15 protein-coding genes are annotated in these 18,362 nt (G+C 58.8%); 14 read left to right on the forward strand and 1 reads right to left on the reverse strand.

The genetic code is table 11. The features are described 5' to 3' along the window. The 3 genes from ABIV12_RS14025 to tfpZ all read left to right on the forward strand — a co-directional run. A partial coding sequence (locus ABIV12_RS14025) for a HAMP domain-containing sensor histidine kinase (protein ID WP_348060360.1) occupies nt 1-693 on the forward strand: 693 nt, incomplete at its 5' end. A gap of 112 nt (nt 694-805) precedes the next feature. Then, nucleotides 806-2,251 carry a sigma-54 dependent transcriptional regulator gene (locus tag ABIV12_RS14030; protein ID WP_348060362.1) on the forward strand — a complete coding sequence of 482 codons (1,446 nt, stop codon included), beginning with the start codon at nt 806-808 and terminating at the stop codon, nt 2,249-2,251. Nucleotides 2,252-2,377: 126 nt separating this feature from the next. After that, nucleotides 2,378-3,127 carry a TfpX/TfpZ family type IV pilin accessory protein gene (gene tfpZ / locus ABIV12_RS14035; RefSeq protein WP_348060364.1) on the forward strand — a complete coding sequence of 250 codons (750 nt, stop codon included), beginning with the start codon at nt 2,378-2,380 and terminating at the stop codon, nt 3,125-3,127. 63 nt (nt 3,128-3,190) lie between these two features. Here the strand turns inward: tfpZ and ABIV12_RS14040 are convergent, their stop codons facing one another. Further along, nucleotides 3,191-6,202 carry a fused MFS/spermidine synthase gene (locus ABIV12_RS14040; protein WP_348060366.1) on the reverse strand — a complete coding sequence of 1,004 codons (3,012 nt, stop codon included), beginning with the start codon at nt 6,200-6,202 and terminating at the stop codon, nt 3,191-3,193. Nucleotides 6,203-6,611: 409 nt separating this feature from the next. Between ABIV12_RS14040 and ABIV12_RS14045 the strand changes: the two genes are divergently transcribed. The 11 genes from ABIV12_RS14045 (at nt 6,612) to ABIV12_RS14095 (ending at nt 18,313) form a co-directional block, all read left to right on the forward strand. After that, nucleotides 6,612-7,055, forward strand: a complete 444-nt coding sequence (locus ABIV12_RS14045) for a pilin (RefSeq protein WP_348060368.1) — start codon at nt 6,612-6,614, stop codon at nt 7,053-7,055. Nucleotides 7,056-7,257: 202 nt separating this feature from the next. Beyond that, nucleotides 7,258-9,165 carry a hypothetical protein gene (locus ABIV12_RS14050; protein ID WP_348060370.1) on the forward strand — a complete coding sequence of 636 codons (1,908 nt, stop codon included), beginning with the start codon at nt 7,258-7,260 and terminating at the stop codon, nt 9,163-9,165. Between the two features lie 134 nt (nt 9,166-9,299). Beyond that, a complete protein-coding gene (rfbF, locus tag ABIV12_RS14055; protein ID WP_348060372.1) occupies nt 9,300-10,070 on the forward strand; it encodes a glucose-1-phosphate cytidylyltransferase in 771 nt (256 codons plus the stop codon). Then, on the forward strand, nt 10,052-11,158 hold the full coding sequence (gene rfbG, locus ABIV12_RS14060; protein WP_348060374.1) for a CDP-glucose 4,6-dehydratase: 1,107 nt from the start codon (nt 10,052-10,054) through the stop codon (nt 11,156-11,158). The genes rfbF and rfbG overlap by 19 nt, the downstream gene beginning before the upstream one ends. Beyond that, on the forward strand, nt 11,155-11,706 hold the full coding sequence (locus ABIV12_RS14065; protein WP_348060376.1) for a dTDP-4-dehydrorhamnose 3,5-epimerase family protein: 552 nt from the start codon (nt 11,155-11,157) through the stop codon (nt 11,704-11,706). Before rfbG ends, ABIV12_RS14065 begins: the two co-directional genes overlap by 4 nt. After that, nucleotides 11,703-12,926 (forward strand): class I SAM-dependent methyltransferase, encoded by a 1,224-nt coding sequence (locus tag ABIV12_RS14070; RefSeq protein ID WP_348060378.1) that lies wholly within the window; start codon nt 11,703-11,705, stop codon nt 12,924-12,926. The genes ABIV12_RS14065 and ABIV12_RS14070 overlap by 4 nt, the downstream gene beginning before the upstream one ends. Continuing rightward, nucleotides 12,923-14,047 carry a DegT/DnrJ/EryC1/StrS family aminotransferase gene (locus tag ABIV12_RS14075; RefSeq protein WP_348060380.1) on the forward strand — a complete coding sequence of 375 codons (1,125 nt, stop codon included), beginning with the start codon at nt 12,923-12,925 and terminating at the stop codon, nt 14,045-14,047. The genes ABIV12_RS14070 and ABIV12_RS14075 overlap by 4 nt, the downstream gene beginning before the upstream one ends. Continuing rightward, entirely contained in the window at nt 14,044-14,706 is a 663-nt protein-coding gene (locus tag ABIV12_RS14080; protein ID WP_348060381.1) for an acetyltransferase, read from the forward strand. Before ABIV12_RS14075 ends, ABIV12_RS14080 begins: the two co-directional genes overlap by 4 nt. 1 nt (nt 14,707) lies before the next feature. Then, a complete protein-coding gene (locus ABIV12_RS14085; protein ID WP_348060383.1) occupies nt 14,708-15,484 on the forward strand; it encodes a cephalosporin hydroxylase family protein in 777 nt (258 codons plus the stop codon). 13 nt (nt 15,485-15,497) lie between these two features. Next, nucleotides 15,498-17,024 carry an oligosaccharide flippase family protein gene (locus tag ABIV12_RS14090; RefSeq protein ID WP_348060385.1) on the forward strand — a complete coding sequence of 509 codons (1,527 nt, stop codon included), beginning with the start codon at nt 15,498-15,500 and terminating at the stop codon, nt 17,022-17,024. 86 nt (nt 17,025-17,110) lie between these two features. After that, on the forward strand, nt 17,111-18,313 hold the full coding sequence (locus ABIV12_RS14095; protein WP_348060387.1) for a glycosyltransferase family 2 protein: 1,203 nt from the start codon (nt 17,111-17,113) through the stop codon (nt 18,311-18,313). Nucleotides 18,314-18,362: the final 49 nt, after the last annotated feature.

Below are 18,362 nucleotides of genomic sequence, written 5' to 3' on the forward strand. Positions count from 1 at the left end.
TTGTCCGCCTCGATCGCCCACGAGATCCGCAATCCACTCGCGGCGATCCGCTATTCGGCGCAACTGCTGGCCGAATCGCCGGAGCTCAACGCCGAGGACAAGCGCCTCGTCGACATCGTCAACAACCACTGCACACGTGCGAACGACGTGGTCGAGAACATTCTGCAGCTGTCGCGACGTGAGCGCTCGCGACCTGAGAGCATCGACATGAACGCGTGGGTCCTCGCGTTCGTCGAGGACTACAAGCAATCGAACGATCTGGGCGGCGATCATCTGCGCGCGGTCACCCAGAACCGCACCATCGAAGCGATGGTCGATCCGCAGCATCTACAGCAGGTGGTGTGGAACCTGGTGCAGAACGCAATCCGTTACGGTCGCCAGCCGAACCAGCCGGCGCGCGTGAACGTGGTTGCGCGGCTTGCCACCGACAAGGGTCCGCCACTGATCGAGATTGTCGACCGCGGCCCCGGCATTCCGCCCAAGGTTGCCGCGCAGATCTTCGAACCGTTCTACACCACCCACGAATACGGCACCGGCCTCGGCCTGTATCTCGCCAAGCAGATGAGCGAAGCGAGCCAGGCGTCGCTCGAATACGTGCCCGTTGCCGGCGGCGGGGCCTGTTTCCGCATCACCCTCACCCCGGCGGGCTCAGGCTCGATGCTCAGCCCGCGCGCCGCGCGCCAATCGGCCTGACGCGGCGGGCGTCCCCTCCGGATGATCCAGTCTTTGCGTTGATGCCCGTCACGCTCTACGCTGCGCGGTAGCACTGGTTTCCCACCCCTGTTTCGGCCATCGACTCGCACGCATGACCAAGCAATACGCCCTCGTCATTGACGACGAACGCGACATCCGCGAACTCCTCACGCTCACTCTCGGCCGCATGGATCTGCTGGTCGAAACCGCGGCGACGGTTGCCGAGGCGCGTCAGCGGCTCACCGAACGACGCTACGCATTGTGCTTTACCGACATGCGCCTGCCAGACGGCTCGGGGCAGGAAATCATTGCGCTCATCGCCGCGCAGTATGCGGAAACTCCGGTCGCGATGATCACGGCGTACGGCAACGTCGATGCCGCCGTCGACGCACTGAAAGCAGGTGCGTTCGACTTCGTCTCCAAGCCGGTCGACATCAGCGTATTGCGCCGACTGGTGCAGACCGCGCTGAAACTGTCCGAAGAAAAACGCAGCGAGCAGGTCGCGAGCACCGGCAAGCTGATCGGTGATTCGGCGCCGATGAACGAGTTGCGCGCCACCATTGCCAAGGTTGCCCGCAGCCAGGCGCCGGTGTACATCGCTGGCGAATCCGGTGTCGGCAAGGAACTCGTCGCCCGCCTGATCCACGAACTCGGGCCGCGGTCGACCGCACCGTTCGTTCCGGTCAACTGCGGTGCGATCCCGTCCGAACTGATGGAAAGCGAGTTCTTCGGCCACAAGCGCGGCAGCTTCACCGGTGCACAGGCGGACAAGGACGGGCTGTTCCATGCGGCGCAAGGCGGCACGTTGTTCCTCGATGAAGTCGCCGAACTGCCGATGCACATGCAGGTGAAGCTGCTGCGTGTGATCCAGGAAAAAGCCGTCCGCCCCATCGGCGCACGCGCGGAAATCGGCGTCGACGTGCGCATTCTTTCGGCGACCCACAAGAATCTTGCGCGACTGGTCGAACTCGGCGCATTCCGCCAGGATCTGTTCTACCGCATCAACGTGATCGAACTGCGCGTGCCACCGCTGCGCGATCGGCGCGAAGACATTCCGAAACTCGCTGGCCGCGTTCTCGAACGCCTGGGCAAGGACAACGGCAACCCGCCTGCCCACCTCGAACCGGATGCGTTGCGCGCGCTGCTTGCGTACGATTTCCCGGGCAACGTGCGGGAACTGGAAAACGTGCTCGAGCGATCCGTGGCGCTGTGCGAGAACAACACCATTGGGGTCGAAGACCTTCGCCTGGTGGTGCGCGACCGTTCTGCGGCATCGGCGGCAGACACCTGGGCCAATACGCCGACCAGCGCGATGCCGAACCTCTCCGAAGCCCGTGCCCCTGCGCCCGCACCGCCGCCGCCGCAGTCGTTCGCCCCGGAGCCTGCAGATGACGAAGGCTTTCCCAGCGACCTCGCTGCCGCGGTGGCTGAAACCGAGCGCGTCGCGATCATGAAAGCGCTTGAAGCAACACGCTGGAATCGCACGGCGGCGGCGAAGCATCTCGGGCTGACGCTGCGGCAATTGCGCTATCGGCTGGAAAAACTCGGCATCGAGTAGCGCTGCGGGGGCGCCGTGGATCGAATGCGGAACGCGCCCCCGCAACTTTCCGACTGCAACACTTGCAATCGACCGGGATTCGCGGGTTAAATTTTACGCTCCCTCGACCCTCGTTCCGGAACCGTCATGACGCGCTGGAAAGCCTCCGCCATCCATCTCGCGATCAGCCTGGCCATCGGCCTCATCGTCGGCGCGTTGTTGCTGCTCGTCTGGTATCCACCGCCCTATTTTCACGCGGCAGGCGCGGATACGCTGGTCGTGCTGATGGTCAGCGTGGATCTTGTGCTCGGGCCCTTGTTGACGCTGATCGTGTTCAAGTCCGGCAAGCGCGGGCTGAAATTCGACCTTGCACTGATCGGGCTGCTGCAAGCGGCCGCGTTGACCTATGGCCTCTCGGTGGTGCTCCGATCGCGACCCGTGTTCATTGCAATGTCGGTGGATCGCCTCGTTCTTGTCGCGGCGAGCGACATTGACCCTAAAGATCTCGCGCAGGGAACCAAACCCGAGTTCCGCTCGCTGTCGATGACCGGCCCGCTGCTGGTCGGCACGCAGATGCCGACGACCTGGCAGGAGCGCAACAACGTGCTTTTCGCCGGTACTGCCGGCAAGGATATCGAACAGTTTCCGAAGTATTACGTGGACTACGATGTCGCCGCGCCCGCGCTCCTGAAAAAGGCCAAGCCGCTCGACGCATTGAAACCCGCAAACCCGCAAGAGCAGGCAAATCTGGACGCGGCAATCGCAAAAAGCGGGCATGCGGCCGATAGCATCGTGTGGGTTCCACTGGTCGCGCGCAAAGCGAGTCTGGTCATGCTGCTCGATCGCGAGTCCGGTGCCGTGCTGAGACCGGCATCCGTCAATCCCTGGAACCACTGAAGCGAGCCGGGAAGCCGAATTCCGCACAATCGACGGAACGACCGAAACGTCGCTTCCGTCAGCCTACTGGCTCATGTTCGATGCGGCCTCATTTTCGGAGCCGGCCATGCTGCCGAGTGTCAGCATCCACTGCCTCTCCACTTCGTGACCACGAATTCGCGCGCCGTAACGGTCTTCCACCGACCGCGGGCCAGACGCGTGTCCCAACGCAAGTTCCGCAAGTTCCATTGCGCCCAACACGTAGGCGTCGAATATAGGAGTGCCTGCGGCTGCCCGAGCGAGAATTGCGTCTCCCTGCGTCGCAACCTCCGACCAATTGCGCGCGGCCATCGCTGCATGGAACTTCAATGCGGCCAGCACAGTCGGGTTTGTTGGGCGGCATTGTGCGAACCACGACGGATCGATCCAGATGCCCTTCAGGTCTTCTGCAGACAAATACGGAATCGTGGATGCGGCGGCGGCGACACTTGCTTCCACCCACGCATCGGGCATTGCATCGATTTGGCAAATGCCTGCAACGGTCTTCAGAAACTTGAAGTCGCTCGGCAGATTCGACGTCTCCGGATCTTCGTCGATGGACGAAACGCGCAGCAACGCCGTGCGAAGTGCTCGCGCAGTCCGCACGCCCGTGTCGCGCGCCATCGTCGCGCCTTGGGGTCGCTCTTCGCGAAGCACGGACACAGGCTCATACCCGGCGGTTACTTCGAGAAGCGGCCAAGCCGCCTGCTGCAGTTCGTTGATGGTCGTCGCACGACCATTCATGAAACGCGCCTTTGGCGCCTGCAGTTGCAGCACCGGGAAAAAATCCGAATTGGCCGGCTCACCGGTTCCCTGCGTGAGCGCTTCGAGTCCGCGACGATCCAGCACGCGGTAGGTTGCGATGTCTTTCGCGTCCCTCACACCGATTCTCGCGAGCTCCTGCTGCAGTCTCGGATCAAGGGAAACAACGTCCAGGTTAGGACGCAACGGCTGTTTCACCGATGCCACGAGCAGCATGTCGGACGAGTTCGTGAGATATGCATGCACGTCGGCAAAGTGCGGCAACATCGCTTTGAGAACGGAAGCCACCAGATCCGGTGTGATTTCGTACAGCTGCAGCCATTGCACGAAGACTCCATCCGCATTCAGATGCTTCGGCACAAATCCGTAGAACTCGTCCGAGAACAACGTTGCGGTTCCTCCCATCCACGGATTTGACGGTTCCGACACAATCACGTCGTACGTGAGTCCGTTGCCCGACATGTAGGCCTTTGCGTCATCGATGATGATGTGCGCGCGCGGGTCAGAGTAGGCGCGCTGCACGCGATCTCCGAACTGCCGCGCCGCCTCCACCATGAGCGGCTCGATTTCGACCACATCAACGCGCTGGACGCGATCGCTGCCCAGCAGCGTGTGCACGGTCATGCCCGACCCGAACCCGATCACGGCAACGGTTGCAGGATTTGCGCTCAGCGACAGCGGAACCGCTGCTGCGAGCCCCATCGTGTATTCGTCGCCGGACGCAGGAGCGTCTGGTTGGGTATCGATCCCGGCGTCGACTTTGCCGTTGGTTGCGATGGATCGATGTTGTGTCGGGCCAGGTGCCTGGAACATCGACACGGTGGCGGTCTTGCCGTCCTTGTGGAACAGCATCTGGAAATTTTGTGACAACGTTGCGATTCCCGAGCGGTAAACCGACGACGCGAGTGTCCGCGAATCCACGGCGGTTCCAACGAACGCGACGACGATGAGGGCTCCGGCGGCGACGGACGCGAACACGAGTGATGGGGTCCTCTGTTCGCGCTTCGCGTCACGACCTAACAGATAGATCCCGAGCACAATGTCGGCAATTGCCGCAAGCCACAACGCAATGCGGACTCCCAGCAATGGCATCAACACATGGATCGTCAGCAGCACGCCGACGATTGCACCGACCGTGTTCGCGGAATACACGCGCCCGATCGCACGCTCACCCGCCCCGCGCTGGATCAGTGCGAGCGTCAACAACGGCAACGTCATGCCGGCGAAGAATGCTGCAGGAAACATCACGGCAACCGCAATCGCCGCGCTGGTGAGATTGAACATCACATATCCCGCGCCGTTCCTGTTCACCGCCGCCATCAGCCACGACACCCACTCGAAGGCATGCATGTACACAAACAGAGAAACCAATGCCGCTACGCCCATCAAGACCTGCGCCCAGCCGGCAATTGCCAGCGGGTTTTGCATGCCGTCGGCGCGCCTGCGAAGCCACAGGCCCCCGAACGCGATTCCGCTGATGAATGCGGCAAGCATCAACTCGAACGCATGAAGGGTCGTGCCCAATGCGAGCGCGAGCATCCGGATCCAGGTGATCTCGTAGACAAACGAGGTTGCTCCGGTGATCGCCGCAGCGGCGAAGATCAACGTGGCGACAACATTGCCACCGTCGATCGCAGTGGACGCGCGCCGCGCCTGCGTCGGCTGCTTCGCGAAAGGCCAGATTGCCACCGCGACAAGCACGCTGATCATTCCTCCGGTCAACACCGTTCCCGGAAGTCCAACCCCCGGAAGCAGCACGAACGTAGCCGTCAGTGCGCCAATCGCAGCGCCGAGGCTGTTTGAAAAATAGAGGCCCGCCAACACGCGCCCACCGGAGGCGGGTGTGAGCCGGAGGTAGCCTGCGCTCATCAGCGGAAATGTGGCGCCGAGGAGAATGCACTGGGCGCCGATCAGAACGGCGGCGACGAGGTATCTGATCAGCTCGACGCCTATGCCCGAACCGGCCATCGGGAACAAGACGTCGTACGCAAACCCGGACAACGCACGGTACACAGGATCGAAGGTGATCCCTGCAATGCCGATGAGCAGTTCAATCAACGCATACCACACCAGCGGTCGCGCCATGCGCTCGCTGTAGCGGCTCGCGATGAGCGCACCCAGCGCCATGCCACCCATGAAGAGCACCAGCACGAACGACTGTGCGTAAGCCGCGTGGCCAAGAAAAAGCCCCAGATACTGTGTCCAGATGGACTCGTAGATCAGCCCCGCGAATCCGGAGATCGCGAACAGCAGCATCAGCACAACACCCGACCGCGCAACACGTTCGTTGATCATGGTTCACCCCAGTTGATCCGCATGCTAGCCAGATGAACGACGCGACGTCCATCGGGCGGAACGATTCTTGCTGGATGTAATGCATCACGTACGGAGCGGGCAGCGACGCTGGCACGGGAGTCCAGCAGCGGACCGGAGATCGGCCACATTTGCCGCAGAAATTGTCACACACTGACAATCCTCGGGAAGCCTTTCTTCGAAGCTGAGAACGGCGTCTCATCGTCCGACATCGACATTCAGGAACGCGTGCCCTATCGTTCGACCCGGGGTTGGCATGGAAGCTGCTACATACCATCTGCGAGCCGTCGATCGCCGGATAGAAAGCGATCGCGGAAGCGGGCCTGCCTGGCAAAGGTTGGCGGCTCTAGGGGCAAACCGTTATTAACCGACACCAGAAGAGGATCCACCCATGAAGAAGATCAGCAAAGGCTTCACCCTCATCGAACTGATGATCGTCGTCGCCATCATCGCCATCCTGGCCGCCATCGCTCTGCCGGCGTACCAGAACTACATCAAGCGCTCGAAGGTCACGGAAGGCATTGTTGCCGTTGACGCGTGCAAGTCGTCCGTCGTTGAGTACGTTGCCAGCCTCAACAAGATGCCGGCGGATCTGACTGCCGCTGGTTGCGGAAACACCAAGCCGAGCCAGTACATGTCCGCTCTCAGCTACACAGCCACCAACGGTGAAATCACCGCGAAGTACACCGCTGTCGGCACGGGCGTCAATTCTCTTCTGTATAGCCTCAAGCCGAGCGCGGGTATCGGTGCGGCCGCGTCCGGTCAGCTGACCGGCTGGACCTGCACGAGCAGCACCGTCGCGAAGGAACTGCTGCCGGCTTCGTGCCGCGGTTGATTTAATTCTCCGCTGAAGAAAAAGCCCCTGCTTGCAGGGGTTTTTTTTGTCTGTCCGATCGACCTACATAACCTGCCCGGAATCTACTTCAGGGATGTGGAATCACGTCGTGCTGCTAGTATCGAACCGACGAGTCAGAAATACGCTGACGTCAACGGATCCCATGCCCCCCTCCCCACGTTGGTCAAAGCCCATTCTTATGATGGCGGCGTTCGCCGCCATCGCGGCGCTTGCCTACCTGCCCGGCCTGCATGGCGGCTTCGTCTACGACGATTGGGGTTCGATCACCGGCAATACCGACGTGCAGGTGAAGACCGGAGCGCTGGCCGAATGGTGGAAGGCGGCAATCGCGTTTCCATCCGGAACTCCACCATTTCGTTCGCTGACAATGCTGACCTTTGCGGTCAACAGTTTTTTCGGCGGCCTCTCGCCATTCGGCTTCAAACTGACGAACCTCGGGATCCATCTCGCGAATGGCTGGCTGCTTTTCCTGGCGCTGCGAAGCGTGTTCGCGCTGCGTCGCGAAACCACAACCGAGGCGGTGACGTTCGACATTGGCATGGCGGCCGCAGTCATCGCTGGATTCTGGCTGCTGCTTCCAATCAATCTAACCGCGGTGCTCTACGTCGTGCAGCGGCTCGAATCGCTGGCAACAAGTTTCACGTTCCTCGGCTTGTGGTGGTACGCGACCGCGCGCAGGAAAATCTGGCTCGGAGAAGGAGGGGAAGCAAGCTTGTGGGCAAGTGTAATTGTTTGCACGATCCTCGGCGTATTGGCGAAGGAAAGCGGAATCATGCTGCCACTCTACGTGGTGCTCCTCGAGATTTGCCTCGCCATGGGTCGCAACCGCGACGGACGGCTCAGTCGCGCTACAGTCGGCCTGTTCACGGCCACGCTCTTGCTCCCTTTCCTGATCGGCGTCTACTGGATGTGGGGCCGTTACATCGGAGTCGCTCTGGGCACCGGGCACAGCGCATTCCTGATCGACCGTTTGATGACCGAAAGCCGAGTTATCGTCAGTTACATTGCGTGGATCGTCGCTCCGAACCTCGATGTGCTCACGCTTTACCATGACGATATCACCGTGTCACACGGGCTGCTGGATCCGCCCAGCACGCTCTCATCGATTGTTGCTCTGACGGCGCTTTTTTGCGCTGCGATTTGGCAGTGTCGTCGTCGACCGCTGTTCGCACTCGGAATTTTCTGGTTTTTTGCCGGACACCTGCTGACAGGCACCGTGGTACCGCTGATTCTCGCGTTCGAGCATCGCAACTATTTCCCTTCTGCCGCACTGCTGCTCGCCAGCGTGGGAGGGCTGGCGTTGGAAGGACCACTGCGGCGTACGCCGTTTCGTATTGCAGCCGTCGTCCTGGTCACGTTTTTCTATACGGGCGTGCTGTGGATGCGCGCGGACGAATGGTCCAGTCCGCTGCGACTCTCGTCGACAGAGGCCGCAAAACGACCGCTGTCGCCAAATGCGCAGTACGACTATTCACAAGCGCTCTTGCAGGAGTCGATGCAGACCCAGTCGTCCGGCCCGGCGCAGACCGCGCTTGCTGTGCTTCAAAACGCTCGTCATCTGCCAAATGCGGGCATCCACTTCGAACAAAGCATCCTTACGCTGCTTGGCGAATCGGGCTATGCCGGACCTGAGGATATTTGGACGTCACTCATTGCAAAACTCGAACGCGCGCCACCCGACACCAATGGCATCCACGCGCTCGTGCATCTCAATCATTGCTTCATCGGTGGGCAGTGCAAACCGTCGGACGTTCCCGAGCTGGGCAAGGTCTATGCGGCGGCATTTTCGCATCCGCCAGCCAATGGGCTGCTGTCCGTACACGGTGAATACGCGTGGCACATCCTGGGCGATCATGCGCTAGCGGAATCGGACTATCGCGAAGTCGTTCGTAGTTCACCCAACGACCTCGCGGCGAAGTCGAATCTCATCGTCGTGCTCATCAACAATGGAAAGCTTGCAGAGGCACGTTCGCTAATCGAAGCGCTGGAGCGAAGGAACTTATTGGGTATGCTCGACGGATTCATACTGCCTTTGCGAAGCACACTCGATATCCATCAAGCTAGATTACCCACCACCACGCCCCCCTGAAGCAATGCCAGCTTTCCACGCCGTGCCAAGTCATGTGGCCGAGCGCGCGGATGCTCCTTCATGATGTCGAGCGATAGAGTTCGGCGTGCTAAATTCCCGGACGAGACCCGGGTCGGTCATCCAGGAATGCGCTTATGAAGGCAGTGATACTCGCAGGCGGATTCGGAACCCGCATCAGCGAAGAATCGGCGGTGCGGCCGAAGCCGATGATCCAAATCGGCGGCAAGCCGGTGCTGTGGCACGTGCTCAAGCTCTACTCGCAGCACGGCATCCACGACTTCATCATCTGCCTCGGTTACAAGGGCTACATGGTGAAGGAATACTTCGCCAACTATTTTTTGCATACATCCGACGTCACCTTCGATCTCGCACGCAACAAGATGGAGGTCCATCATCGGCACGCCGAACCGTGGCGAGTCACGCTGGTTGACACCGGCGAGCAGACGCAAACCGGCGGGCGTCTCAAGCGCGCCGCCGAGTATCTCGATAGCGAAACATTCTGCTTTACCTACGGCGATGGTTTGTCGAACGTCGACATGACTGCGCAGATCGCGTTTCACCGCGAACGCGGCACTCTCGCAACCGTCTGCGCAGTGCAGCCTCCTGGTCGTTTCGGAGCGCTCGACATCGACGGTCATCGCATCAGCCGGTTTACCGAAAAACCCCAAGGTGACGGCTCGTGGATCAACGGGGGATTTTTCATCCTCGAACGCGATGCGCTGCACCACATCGGCGGGGACGAGACCGTTTGGGAGCGGGAACCACTCGAAGCGCTCGCCCGCGACGGACAGCTGTCTGCCTATACTCACGAGGGGTTCTGGCAGCCCATGGACACTCTGCGCGACAAGATCAAACTTGAAGAGTTATGGCAGAGCGGGGACGCGCCTTGGAAGACTTGGGACTGACACGTCTTTTCGGCGGGTACTACCGGGACCGCCGCGTCCTGGTGACGGGCCATACCGGCTTCAAAGGATCGTGGCTCGTGTTGTGGCTGCGGGAAATGGGCGCCCGCGTTTCAGGTCTGGCACTCGATCCCGATACATCCCCAAACCACTGGTCGCTGCTCGCCCTCGATGATGTCCGTGATCACCGGGGCGACATCCGCGACCGTGACGCCATACACGACACAGTAAAACGCATCGCGCCCGAGGTTATCTTCCACCTCGCCGCGCAACCGCTCGTACGCCGCGGTTATCGCGAGCCGGCGGCGACGTTCGATACGAACGTGACGGGGCTGATCAACCTCTACGAGGGAATCCGCAACTGTTCATCGGTGAGGGTCGTAGTAAACGCGACCACGGACAAGGTCTACAGCGAAAGCATGGAGACCGCGGGCTATGTCGAATCGGATCGACTGGGTGGCCGCGATCCGTACAGCTGTTCGAAGGCGTGCGCGGAACTGGTGTCCGACTGCTACCGCGATGCTTTTTTCACAACGGACGATGGTCGCGGATTCGCCCTGAGGATTGCGACAGCGCGAGCGGGCAACGTGTTCGGCGGCGGCGACTGGGCGGAAGATCGTCTCGTCCCGGACCTCGTGCGAGCCGCCTCGTCGGATAGACCGCTGTCGATTCGCAACCCGTCCGCGACACGGCCATGGCAGCACGTGCTCGAACCTCTTTCGGGCTATCTGCTTTTGGCGAGCGCGCTGCAGCAGAACGCCTCTATTGCCGGCGGATGGAATTTCGGACCCGATCAAACAGGTGAATTATCGGTCCGCGACCTCGCGTCGCGTCTGGGCACTCACTGGCCTTCGCTGCGAATCACCAGTGACGAGCGACCGCAGCCGCACGAAGCGCCCACACTACGGTTGAATTCCAACAAGGCTGTCCAGAAGCTCTCCTGGCGACCCGTCTGGAACATCGATACCGCACTCGCGCGAACTGCCGCATGGTATCGACAACAGGGCGAAACGGGCGAAGTGAGCAGCGTCGACGATCTTCGGCAATATGTCGTCGATGCACGGGCGCATGGCCTGGGTTGGGCGACATGATCGTCGTGCCGACGTCACTCGACGGACTGTTCGAGATCGCCAGCGCGCCAATCGCCGACAACCGCGGCCGATTCACCCGTTTGTTTTGCGAAGACGAACTCGCGACCATTCGTCCCTCGATCCACTTCACCCAGATCAACCTGTCGGAAACCACGCGGGCGGGCACCGTTCGCGGTCTGCACTACCAGAAGCCTCCTGCGGCGGAAGCGAAACTGATCCGCTGCCTGCGAGGACGAGTATTCGATGTGGCGGTCGATCTTCGTGCCGGTTCGGCGACGTTTTTGCTCTGGCATGCTGTAGAGCTGTCGGGCGAGAACGGCAAGTCGATATTCATACCGGAGGGTTTTGCGCACGGATTCCAGGCTCTCAGCGACGACGTGCAGTTGCTGTACATGCATACGACCGCATGGACGCCTGCCAATGAAGCAGGAATACTCCATGACGACCTGATGATCTCGATCCCGTGGCCTCTCGCTGTCACGTCGATCTCCGAAAAGGATCGTTGTTATAAGCCTATCGATCCGTCGTACGGAGGGGTTCATCCATGAAATGCCGATTCTGCGCCGCCCTCCTCAGCGACGTCTTCCTGGACCTCGGCAGCGCGCCACCTTCCAACGCATTTCTGTCGGAATCCGACCTCGGCGCGGCGGAGCTCTACTTTCCATTGCGCCTCTACACCTGTGCGCGCTGCCATCTCGTGCAAGTTGACGAGGTGCAGAAGCACGATGCCCTGTTCGCCGGCGACTACGTGTATTTTTCGTCGTTCTCGCGCAGCTGGCTGGCGCATGCGAAACGCTACGTCGAAGTGGCCGTCAAGCGGTTGGGATTGGATGGGCACAGCCTCGTCGTCGAAGTTGCCTCGAACGACGGATATCTGCTCCAGTACGTCAAAGCCAGCGGCATTCCATGCGTGGGCATCGAGCCGACGTCAGGAACAGCCGCCGCAGCGCGTGAACTGGGTATTGAGAGTATCGACCGGTTCTTTGGTTGCGCATTAGCGCACGAGTTCGTCGCGGATCGCGGCTGTGCCGACTTGATCATCGGAAACAATGTGCTCGCGCATGTGCCCGACCTCAACGACTTCGTCAGCGGGCTGTCTACAATGCTGGCGCCCCAAGGTGTCATCACCGTCGAATTCCCACATCTGATGCAGCTGGTCGCGCAAGGCCAGTTCGATACGGTATATCACGAACATTTCTCGTATTTCTCGTTTCACACGGCCCAGCGAGTATTTGAGAAGCATGGACTACGCATTTGGGATGTCGAAGAGCTGGAGACGCACGGCGGATCGCTTCGCTTGTGGGTGTGCAGGCAACCGGCTGCGCATCGGACATTGCCCTCTGTAGATAAGATGCTGAAGGGGGAATCGGCGAGAGGCATGAACAGTATGGATTATTACCACGGCTTCCAGTCTCGGGCCGATACGATCAAGAATGACTTCTTAGTCTTTTTGCTGGAAGCCAAGAAAGCCGGCAAGCAAGTTGCCGGCTATGGCGCCGCGGCGAAAGGCAATACGTTGCTCAATTATGCGGGGGTGCGCTCTGACCTTTTGGCTTATGTCGTTGACGCATCGCCCCACAAACAAGGACGCTACCTTCCTGGATCGCGCATTCCGGTAGTTGGAGAAGCTCATCTAAGGACTCGCCGTCCAGACTTCGTGGTGATCTTGCCATGGAATATAAAGGCCGAAATTGCCGCACAGCTGGAGTACATCCGATCTTGGGGAGGAAAGATTTTGACCATTATTCCGAAGCTCGAGTTGACATGAGCGCTGAGACGAAAAGCCGAATTTATTACACCAAACCATCGATCACATCTCTCGAAACAAGTTACGCGGCGGATGCCGCCGCAAATGGTTGGGGTGAGCACTGCTACGAGTACATTGAACGACTACAAAGGATGTTCTGCGACCATCTCGGGGTCGGCCATGCGATAGCCACATCTAGCGGAACAGGTGCCTTGCACATGGGCATGGCTGCGCTCGGTATCGGCGGCGGCGACGAAGTGATAATGGCTGATATCAATTGGATTGCGTCGGCGGCGCCGATCACTTATCTCGGCGCAAAACCGGTATTCGTAAACGTCCTGCCCGATACTTGGTGCCTCGATCCAGCCGCCGTCGAAGCCGCCGTAACTCCCAGAACAAAAGCAATTCTCGCAGTGCATTTGTACGGGAACCTCTGCGACATGGACGCGCTGCAAACGATTGCAGACCGCCATGGAATTTATCTAGTAGAGGACGCTGCAGAAGCCATCGGCTCCGTCTGGCACGGTCATCGTGCTGGATCCCTCGGCACCTTCGGCGCCTTTTCCTTCCATGGAACCAAGACAATTACCACGGGCGAAGGCGGAATGTTTGTGACGAGTGACGATGCGCTTTACGAGCGTGTACTTACGCTTTCCAATCACGGTCGATCGCGCAACGAACAGAGACAGTTCTGGTCGGAGACGATTGGATTCAAGTACAAGATGTCCAATATCCAAGCCGCTATCGGGTGCGCGCAGATGGAAAGGATCGACAGCCTTATCGCTGCAAAACGTCGCGTTTTCGATTATTACCGAGAGGCACTTAGCGATCTTCCATTGATCATGAATCCCGAGCCCGCCCACACGTCGAATGGATATTGGATGCCCACATTCGTGGCCGACGAGCGGAGTTCGTTCGACCGTAACTGCCTGATCTCGTCTTTCAAGGCCAACAACATCGATGGCCGCGTGTTTTTCTGGCCCCTGTCTTCGTTGCCGCCATTCAGAGATTTCCGAAGCGATAGCAGGAGAGCGTCCCTTTCGACCAGGGGCGTAAATCTCCCAAGCTATCATGATATTTCGTTGGAGCAACTCTGTCGCGTCTCGCAACTGGTTGTTGATCAATTTGCGGTTCGAACATGATTCCCGTCATTTTCTGGGGCGCTACGGGTCACGCGCTGGCACTTCGTGATGCGCTTGATCCGGAACATGTTTCTTTGGTCGCTCTGTTTGACAATCGCCCCGTACCCTCGCCATTCGACGACTTGCGAGTTTTTGAGGGGCCATCTGGACTAGTTGAATGGGAACATCTGTATGCCGGGGATCGTCCTATCCGTGCAAGCGTGGCGATCGGCGGGGGGAATGGACGCGATCGGCTGTCAATACTTCGGTGGCTGGAAGCGCGGGGATATCCCCCTGTCACGATCGTGCATCCTCGAGCTTTTGTGGCTGCAGGCGCGCTGCTGGGAGATGGCTGCCAAGTCATGGCACTGGGCGCAGTTTGCGCGAATTCGAAACTCGGCGATGCGGTCATCATCAATACGAAGGCAAGTGTCGACCACGGCTGCGTCATCGGAAACGGTGTCCACATCGCGCCGGGTGCAACGCTTGCAGGGGAAGTCGTCGTGCAGGATTTTGCTTTCGTCGGCGCAGGTGCGGTAATCCTCCCGCGAATTCGAATTGGACGAGGCGCAACTGTGGGTGCAGGTGCTGTCGTTACACGAGACGTTCCTGACTCGCAGACGGTGGTGGGCAATCCTGCCCGAGTACTGATTGCGAATATTTCAAAAAAAGAGATTTGAAATGGATCCGACACTCGAATTTGAAACCTTGGTTTCGCAAAACATCGAAGGACTGAAAGGAGATGACGTTTTCAGGAAACGTTCGCTCGACTGGCTTCGCGATTCGCATCCTCATCGATACTCATACAATTTTCGATGGTTGGGACGTCCCATCATCCAATATCCTCAGGATATCGTTGCAACCCAGGAACTGATATGGCACATAAAGCCTGATTTGATCATTGAAACAGGGATTGCGCACGGTGGGTCGTTGATATTGAGCGCCTCGATGCTCGCACTACTAGATTATTGCGATGCTGTCGACGCCAATGCGTTGCTAGACCCGAAATCGCCACGCCGGCGTGTTCTTGGTGTAGACATCGACATTCGAAGTCACAACCGTGCGGCTATCGAGTCCCACCCGATGGCAAACCGCATTGACATGATCCAAGGCTCGTCCGTCTCGCCGGCCGTGATTGACCGAGTCCGCGCCGCCGCAAGAGGGCGCGCATCGGTCATGATCATTCTGGACTCCAACCATACCCACGATCATGTCCTGGCCGAACTCAACGCATACGCATCGCTTGTGACGAGTAACAGTTATTGCGTTGTTTTTGACACGGTGATCCAAGACATGCCTGCTGGGTCGTTTCCAGAACGTCCGTGGGATGTGGGGAACAACCCGAAGACGGCGGTACAGGAATTCCTGGTGGACAATCGCAATTTTGAAGTAGACGAAGACATTGAGGCGAAACTCGGGATTACTGTGGCTCCCGGGGGCTATTTACGCCGGATTTAGGCATCGAATCAAAATGCCCAAACTGCGCACGAATATCCTTTCCAACTACGCCGGCCAGATCTGGATGGCCGTGATGGCCATTGCTTTCCTGCCTCAATATGTTCGAATTCTTGGCCTCGAATCGTTCGGACTTGTCGGCCTTATGCTGGCGCTGCAATCCATTTCTCAAATGTTCGATTTCGGCATCGGCGGTGCCGTAAATCGTGAGCTTTCACGTCGTTCACACGAACCGCACGTACTCCAAGGGATGCACGATCTGGTAAGGACATTCGAATGGCTAATATGGCCCATGTCGCTGTTTATCGGTGTCGCGATTTGGACGGCCAGCGACATAATAGCGGATCAATGGCTGCACCCCGAACACATAACACGAGCAGAAACCGCACGCAGCGTAGCCATCATGGGCGCTGCTGTCGCGTTGTTGTGGCCCAGCAATTTCTACTCCAACTGCCTTTCGGGGCTTGAAAAGCAGCCTGCCCTTAATCTCATTCTGGCCACATTCGCGACGCTCCGCGGTGTTGGCGCGCTCATCATTCTACGATGGGTTGAACCGACACTTGCTGCGTTCCTTTGGTGGTACGTCGCCATGGGAGCTTGTCAATCGGTGGTTACAGCGCTCGTGGTGTGGGGGCGACTCCCAAAATCTCCGCAGGCTGCGCGCTTTTCCGTCACGCTCGTCCAATCAAATTGCGCATTCGCAACTGGCCTTTTCGCGGTCAATACGCTCGCGCTGTTGCTGTCACAGGTCGATCGAGCTTCCTTGGCCGCGTTGCGGCCCCTCGCGGATCTTGGATCGTACACACTCGTTTTGAGTGTCTCCGCGGGGCTTGGAAGAATGGTGCAGCCGATGTTCAACGCTGTGTACCCACGCTTCAGCCGTCTGATCGCAGCAAAAAACCAAACAACTCTCTCGGATCTCTATCACCTCAGCAGTCAATGTGCTTCGGCTGTAATCTTCTCTGTCGCATTCCTCATGATCGCCTTCTCGAGCGACATTCTCCGATTGTGGACGGGCGATGCGGTGCTGGCGTCACGGCTCGCTTTTTCACTCACGCTACTGGCCGCTGGTTCTGCGCTGAACGGGTTGGCGAACGTCCCGTACGCCTTGCAGCTAGCTAGCGGCTGGACGCGACTGGCGCTGTGCATGAACGTGATAGCCTTATTGGTGGGGACGCCGCTTTGCTGGTTGGCCATATCACGATATGGGCTCGATGGGGCTGCATCGCTTTGGCTTCTCGCGAACGCCGGCTTTTTCGTGTTTGGAATTCCAATAATGCACCGGCGATTGTTGCGCGGTGAATTGAGCCGATGGTACTTGCGTGATCTGGCCCCTTCCCTAGTCATGGCCTTGGCAGTGGTGTCGATAGCAAGGTTGATTCTGCCACCACTTCCGCGCGACGCTGCCGGGCTGTCGATGCTCGCGTTTGCGGGTATTCTGACCCTCACAGCCGCAACTGCAGCTGCGCCGGAAGTCCGAGCTATAGCGCTTAGTTCCATCAAGCGCCAAATTGAGAAATTTGCTCGCAAATCCGTCAAGTAGAAGCGCTGGTTCCTACGCTCCTCACCGCCCTCCGCTGATACACATTTTAAAAGTCTCATAGAGCAACAGTTACCGGAAGATTGCTAATGACAACTCCCCAGGTGACGGTCGTTATCCCCACGCGCGAACGAAGCGACGTGCTTGCCGCGTGCTTGCGAACTGTTAAGCGCCAACGCTACGCAAACCTGAAAGTAGTCGTTAGTGACAATGCCAGTTCCGACGAAACACGCTCCGTCGTGGACGCTGCCAATGATTCACGAATACTGTATGTCAATACGGGCGAGCGAGTGAGCATGTCCCATAACTGGGAGTTTGCCCTGTCCAAGGTGGACGGCGGCTGGGTCATGTTCATCGGCGACGACGACGGATTGACGCCGGATGCGATAGTCAGCGCTGTTGGGTTAATCGAGCGCACAAAAGTCAAGGCGATTCTCACTCGATCATGCACGTACAACTGGCCAAATGATGGTTGGGCAAGATACGGCCATTTGATCGCCCCGAGCGGAAATTCCCTCACGATCCGCAACTCGCGTCGGTGGCTGGCTCGCGTAATGTCGGGCGCTTGCTCATATCGCAATCTGCCGTTGATCTACAACGGAGGATTGGTCGACATGTCCATATTGCAAGAGATCAAGGCACGTACGGGCTCTTTTTTTTCCTCATGCAATCCCGATATTTATTCAGGAATTGCCATTGCCTCACTCACGGATTATTTCGCCTATTCTGAGATTCCTCTGACAATAAGTGGAATATCCAGGCACAGCACGGGAACATCATTTTTCTCCAAGAGGCCGCACGACAATGCCCTTCCCAGTAAGGTTTTCAGTGAGGAACCCAATATCCCGTTCCACGCAGCTGTTCCTTTGAGCGAGTCCGGCGGCTATCCAATTTCGCTGCACGCGCACACTTATGAATCCTACCTCCAGTCCGCAGCACTGCGCGCACCTGAGAGGTCGCAGCATTTTGAGCAGCTCGCCATAATATTGGGGCTTGCCGACACACGCGAATCTATAATTCAGGGTTGGGGAAAGAGGTTTGCCAACATGCATGGGCTGGACTTTGCAAAGGCGCTGGCCGTCGCGAAACGCAAACGACCGACATTGCGAACACAACTGTTTATTCGGAAATTCGTGGACGCCTTGCGGTCAAAATCCGCCGGATCGGAGGGAGTGCCGCTATTGGACGTTGCGGACGCGAGTGTTGCAGTAGCACTGCTACGGAGTCCTCCACGGGCTCTCAGCACTCTCCGACGAGAAGTGGCGCGCGTGCGTGCGGAACGACCATACTGAGTGTTCATTGTCGCGACTTCGTCTCAAACCTGAGATAGGTATTGAATTT

This window comes from Dokdonella sp. (genome assembly GCF_039926425.1).
Lineage (GTDB): Bacteria > Pseudomonadota > Gammaproteobacteria > Xanthomonadales > Rhodanobacteraceae > Dokdonella_A.

What these genes read in the sequence shown, in the direction of transcription:
- ABIV12_RS14045 (WP_348060368.1), top strand. Translation starts at nt 6,612, where the DNA reads ATGAAGAAGATCAGCAAAGGCTTCACCCTCATCGAACTGATGATCGTC.
- ABIV12_RS14065 (WP_348060376.1), top strand. Translation starts at nt 11,155, where the DNA reads ATGATCGTCGTGCCGACGTCACTCGACGGACTGTTCGAGATCGCCAGC.
- ABIV12_RS14030 (WP_348060362.1), top strand. Translation starts at nt 806, where the DNA reads ATGACCAAGCAATACGCCCTCGTCATTGACGACGAACGCGACATCCGC.
- ABIV12_RS14040 (WP_348060366.1), bottom strand. Translation starts at nt 6,202, where the DNA reads ATGATCAACGAACGTGTTGCGCGGTCGGGTGTTGTGCTGATGCTGCTG.
- ABIV12_RS14090 (WP_348060385.1), top strand. Translation starts at nt 15,498, where the DNA reads ATGCCCAAACTGCGCACGAATATCCTTTCCAACTACGCCGGCCAGATC.
- ABIV12_RS14050 (WP_348060370.1), top strand. Translation starts at nt 7,258, where the DNA reads ATGGCGGCGTTCGCCGCCATCGCGGCGCTTGCCTACCTGCCCGGCCTG.
- ABIV12_RS14080 (WP_348060381.1), top strand. Translation starts at nt 14,044, where the DNA reads ATGATTCCCGTCATTTTCTGGGGCGCTACGGGTCACGCGCTGGCACTT.
- tfpZ (WP_348060364.1), top strand. Translation starts at nt 2,378, where the DNA reads ATGACGCGCTGGAAAGCCTCCGCCATCCATCTCGCGATCAGCCTGGCC.
- rfbF (WP_348060372.1), top strand. Translation starts at nt 9,300, where the DNA reads ATGAAGGCAGTGATACTCGCAGGCGGATTCGGAACCCGCATCAGCGAA.
- ABIV12_RS14085 (WP_348060383.1), top strand. Translation starts at nt 14,708, where the DNA reads ATGGATCCGACACTCGAATTTGAAACCTTGGTTTCGCAAAACATCGAA.
- ABIV12_RS14095 (WP_348060387.1), top strand. Translation starts at nt 17,111, where the DNA reads ATGACAACTCCCCAGGTGACGGTCGTTATCCCCACGCGCGAACGAAGC.
- ABIV12_RS14075 (WP_348060380.1), top strand. Translation starts at nt 12,923, where the DNA reads ATGAGCGCTGAGACGAAAAGCCGAATTTATTACACCAAACCATCGATC.
- ABIV12_RS14070 (WP_348060378.1), top strand. Translation starts at nt 11,703, where the DNA reads ATGAAATGCCGATTCTGCGCCGCCCTCCTCAGCGACGTCTTCCTGGAC.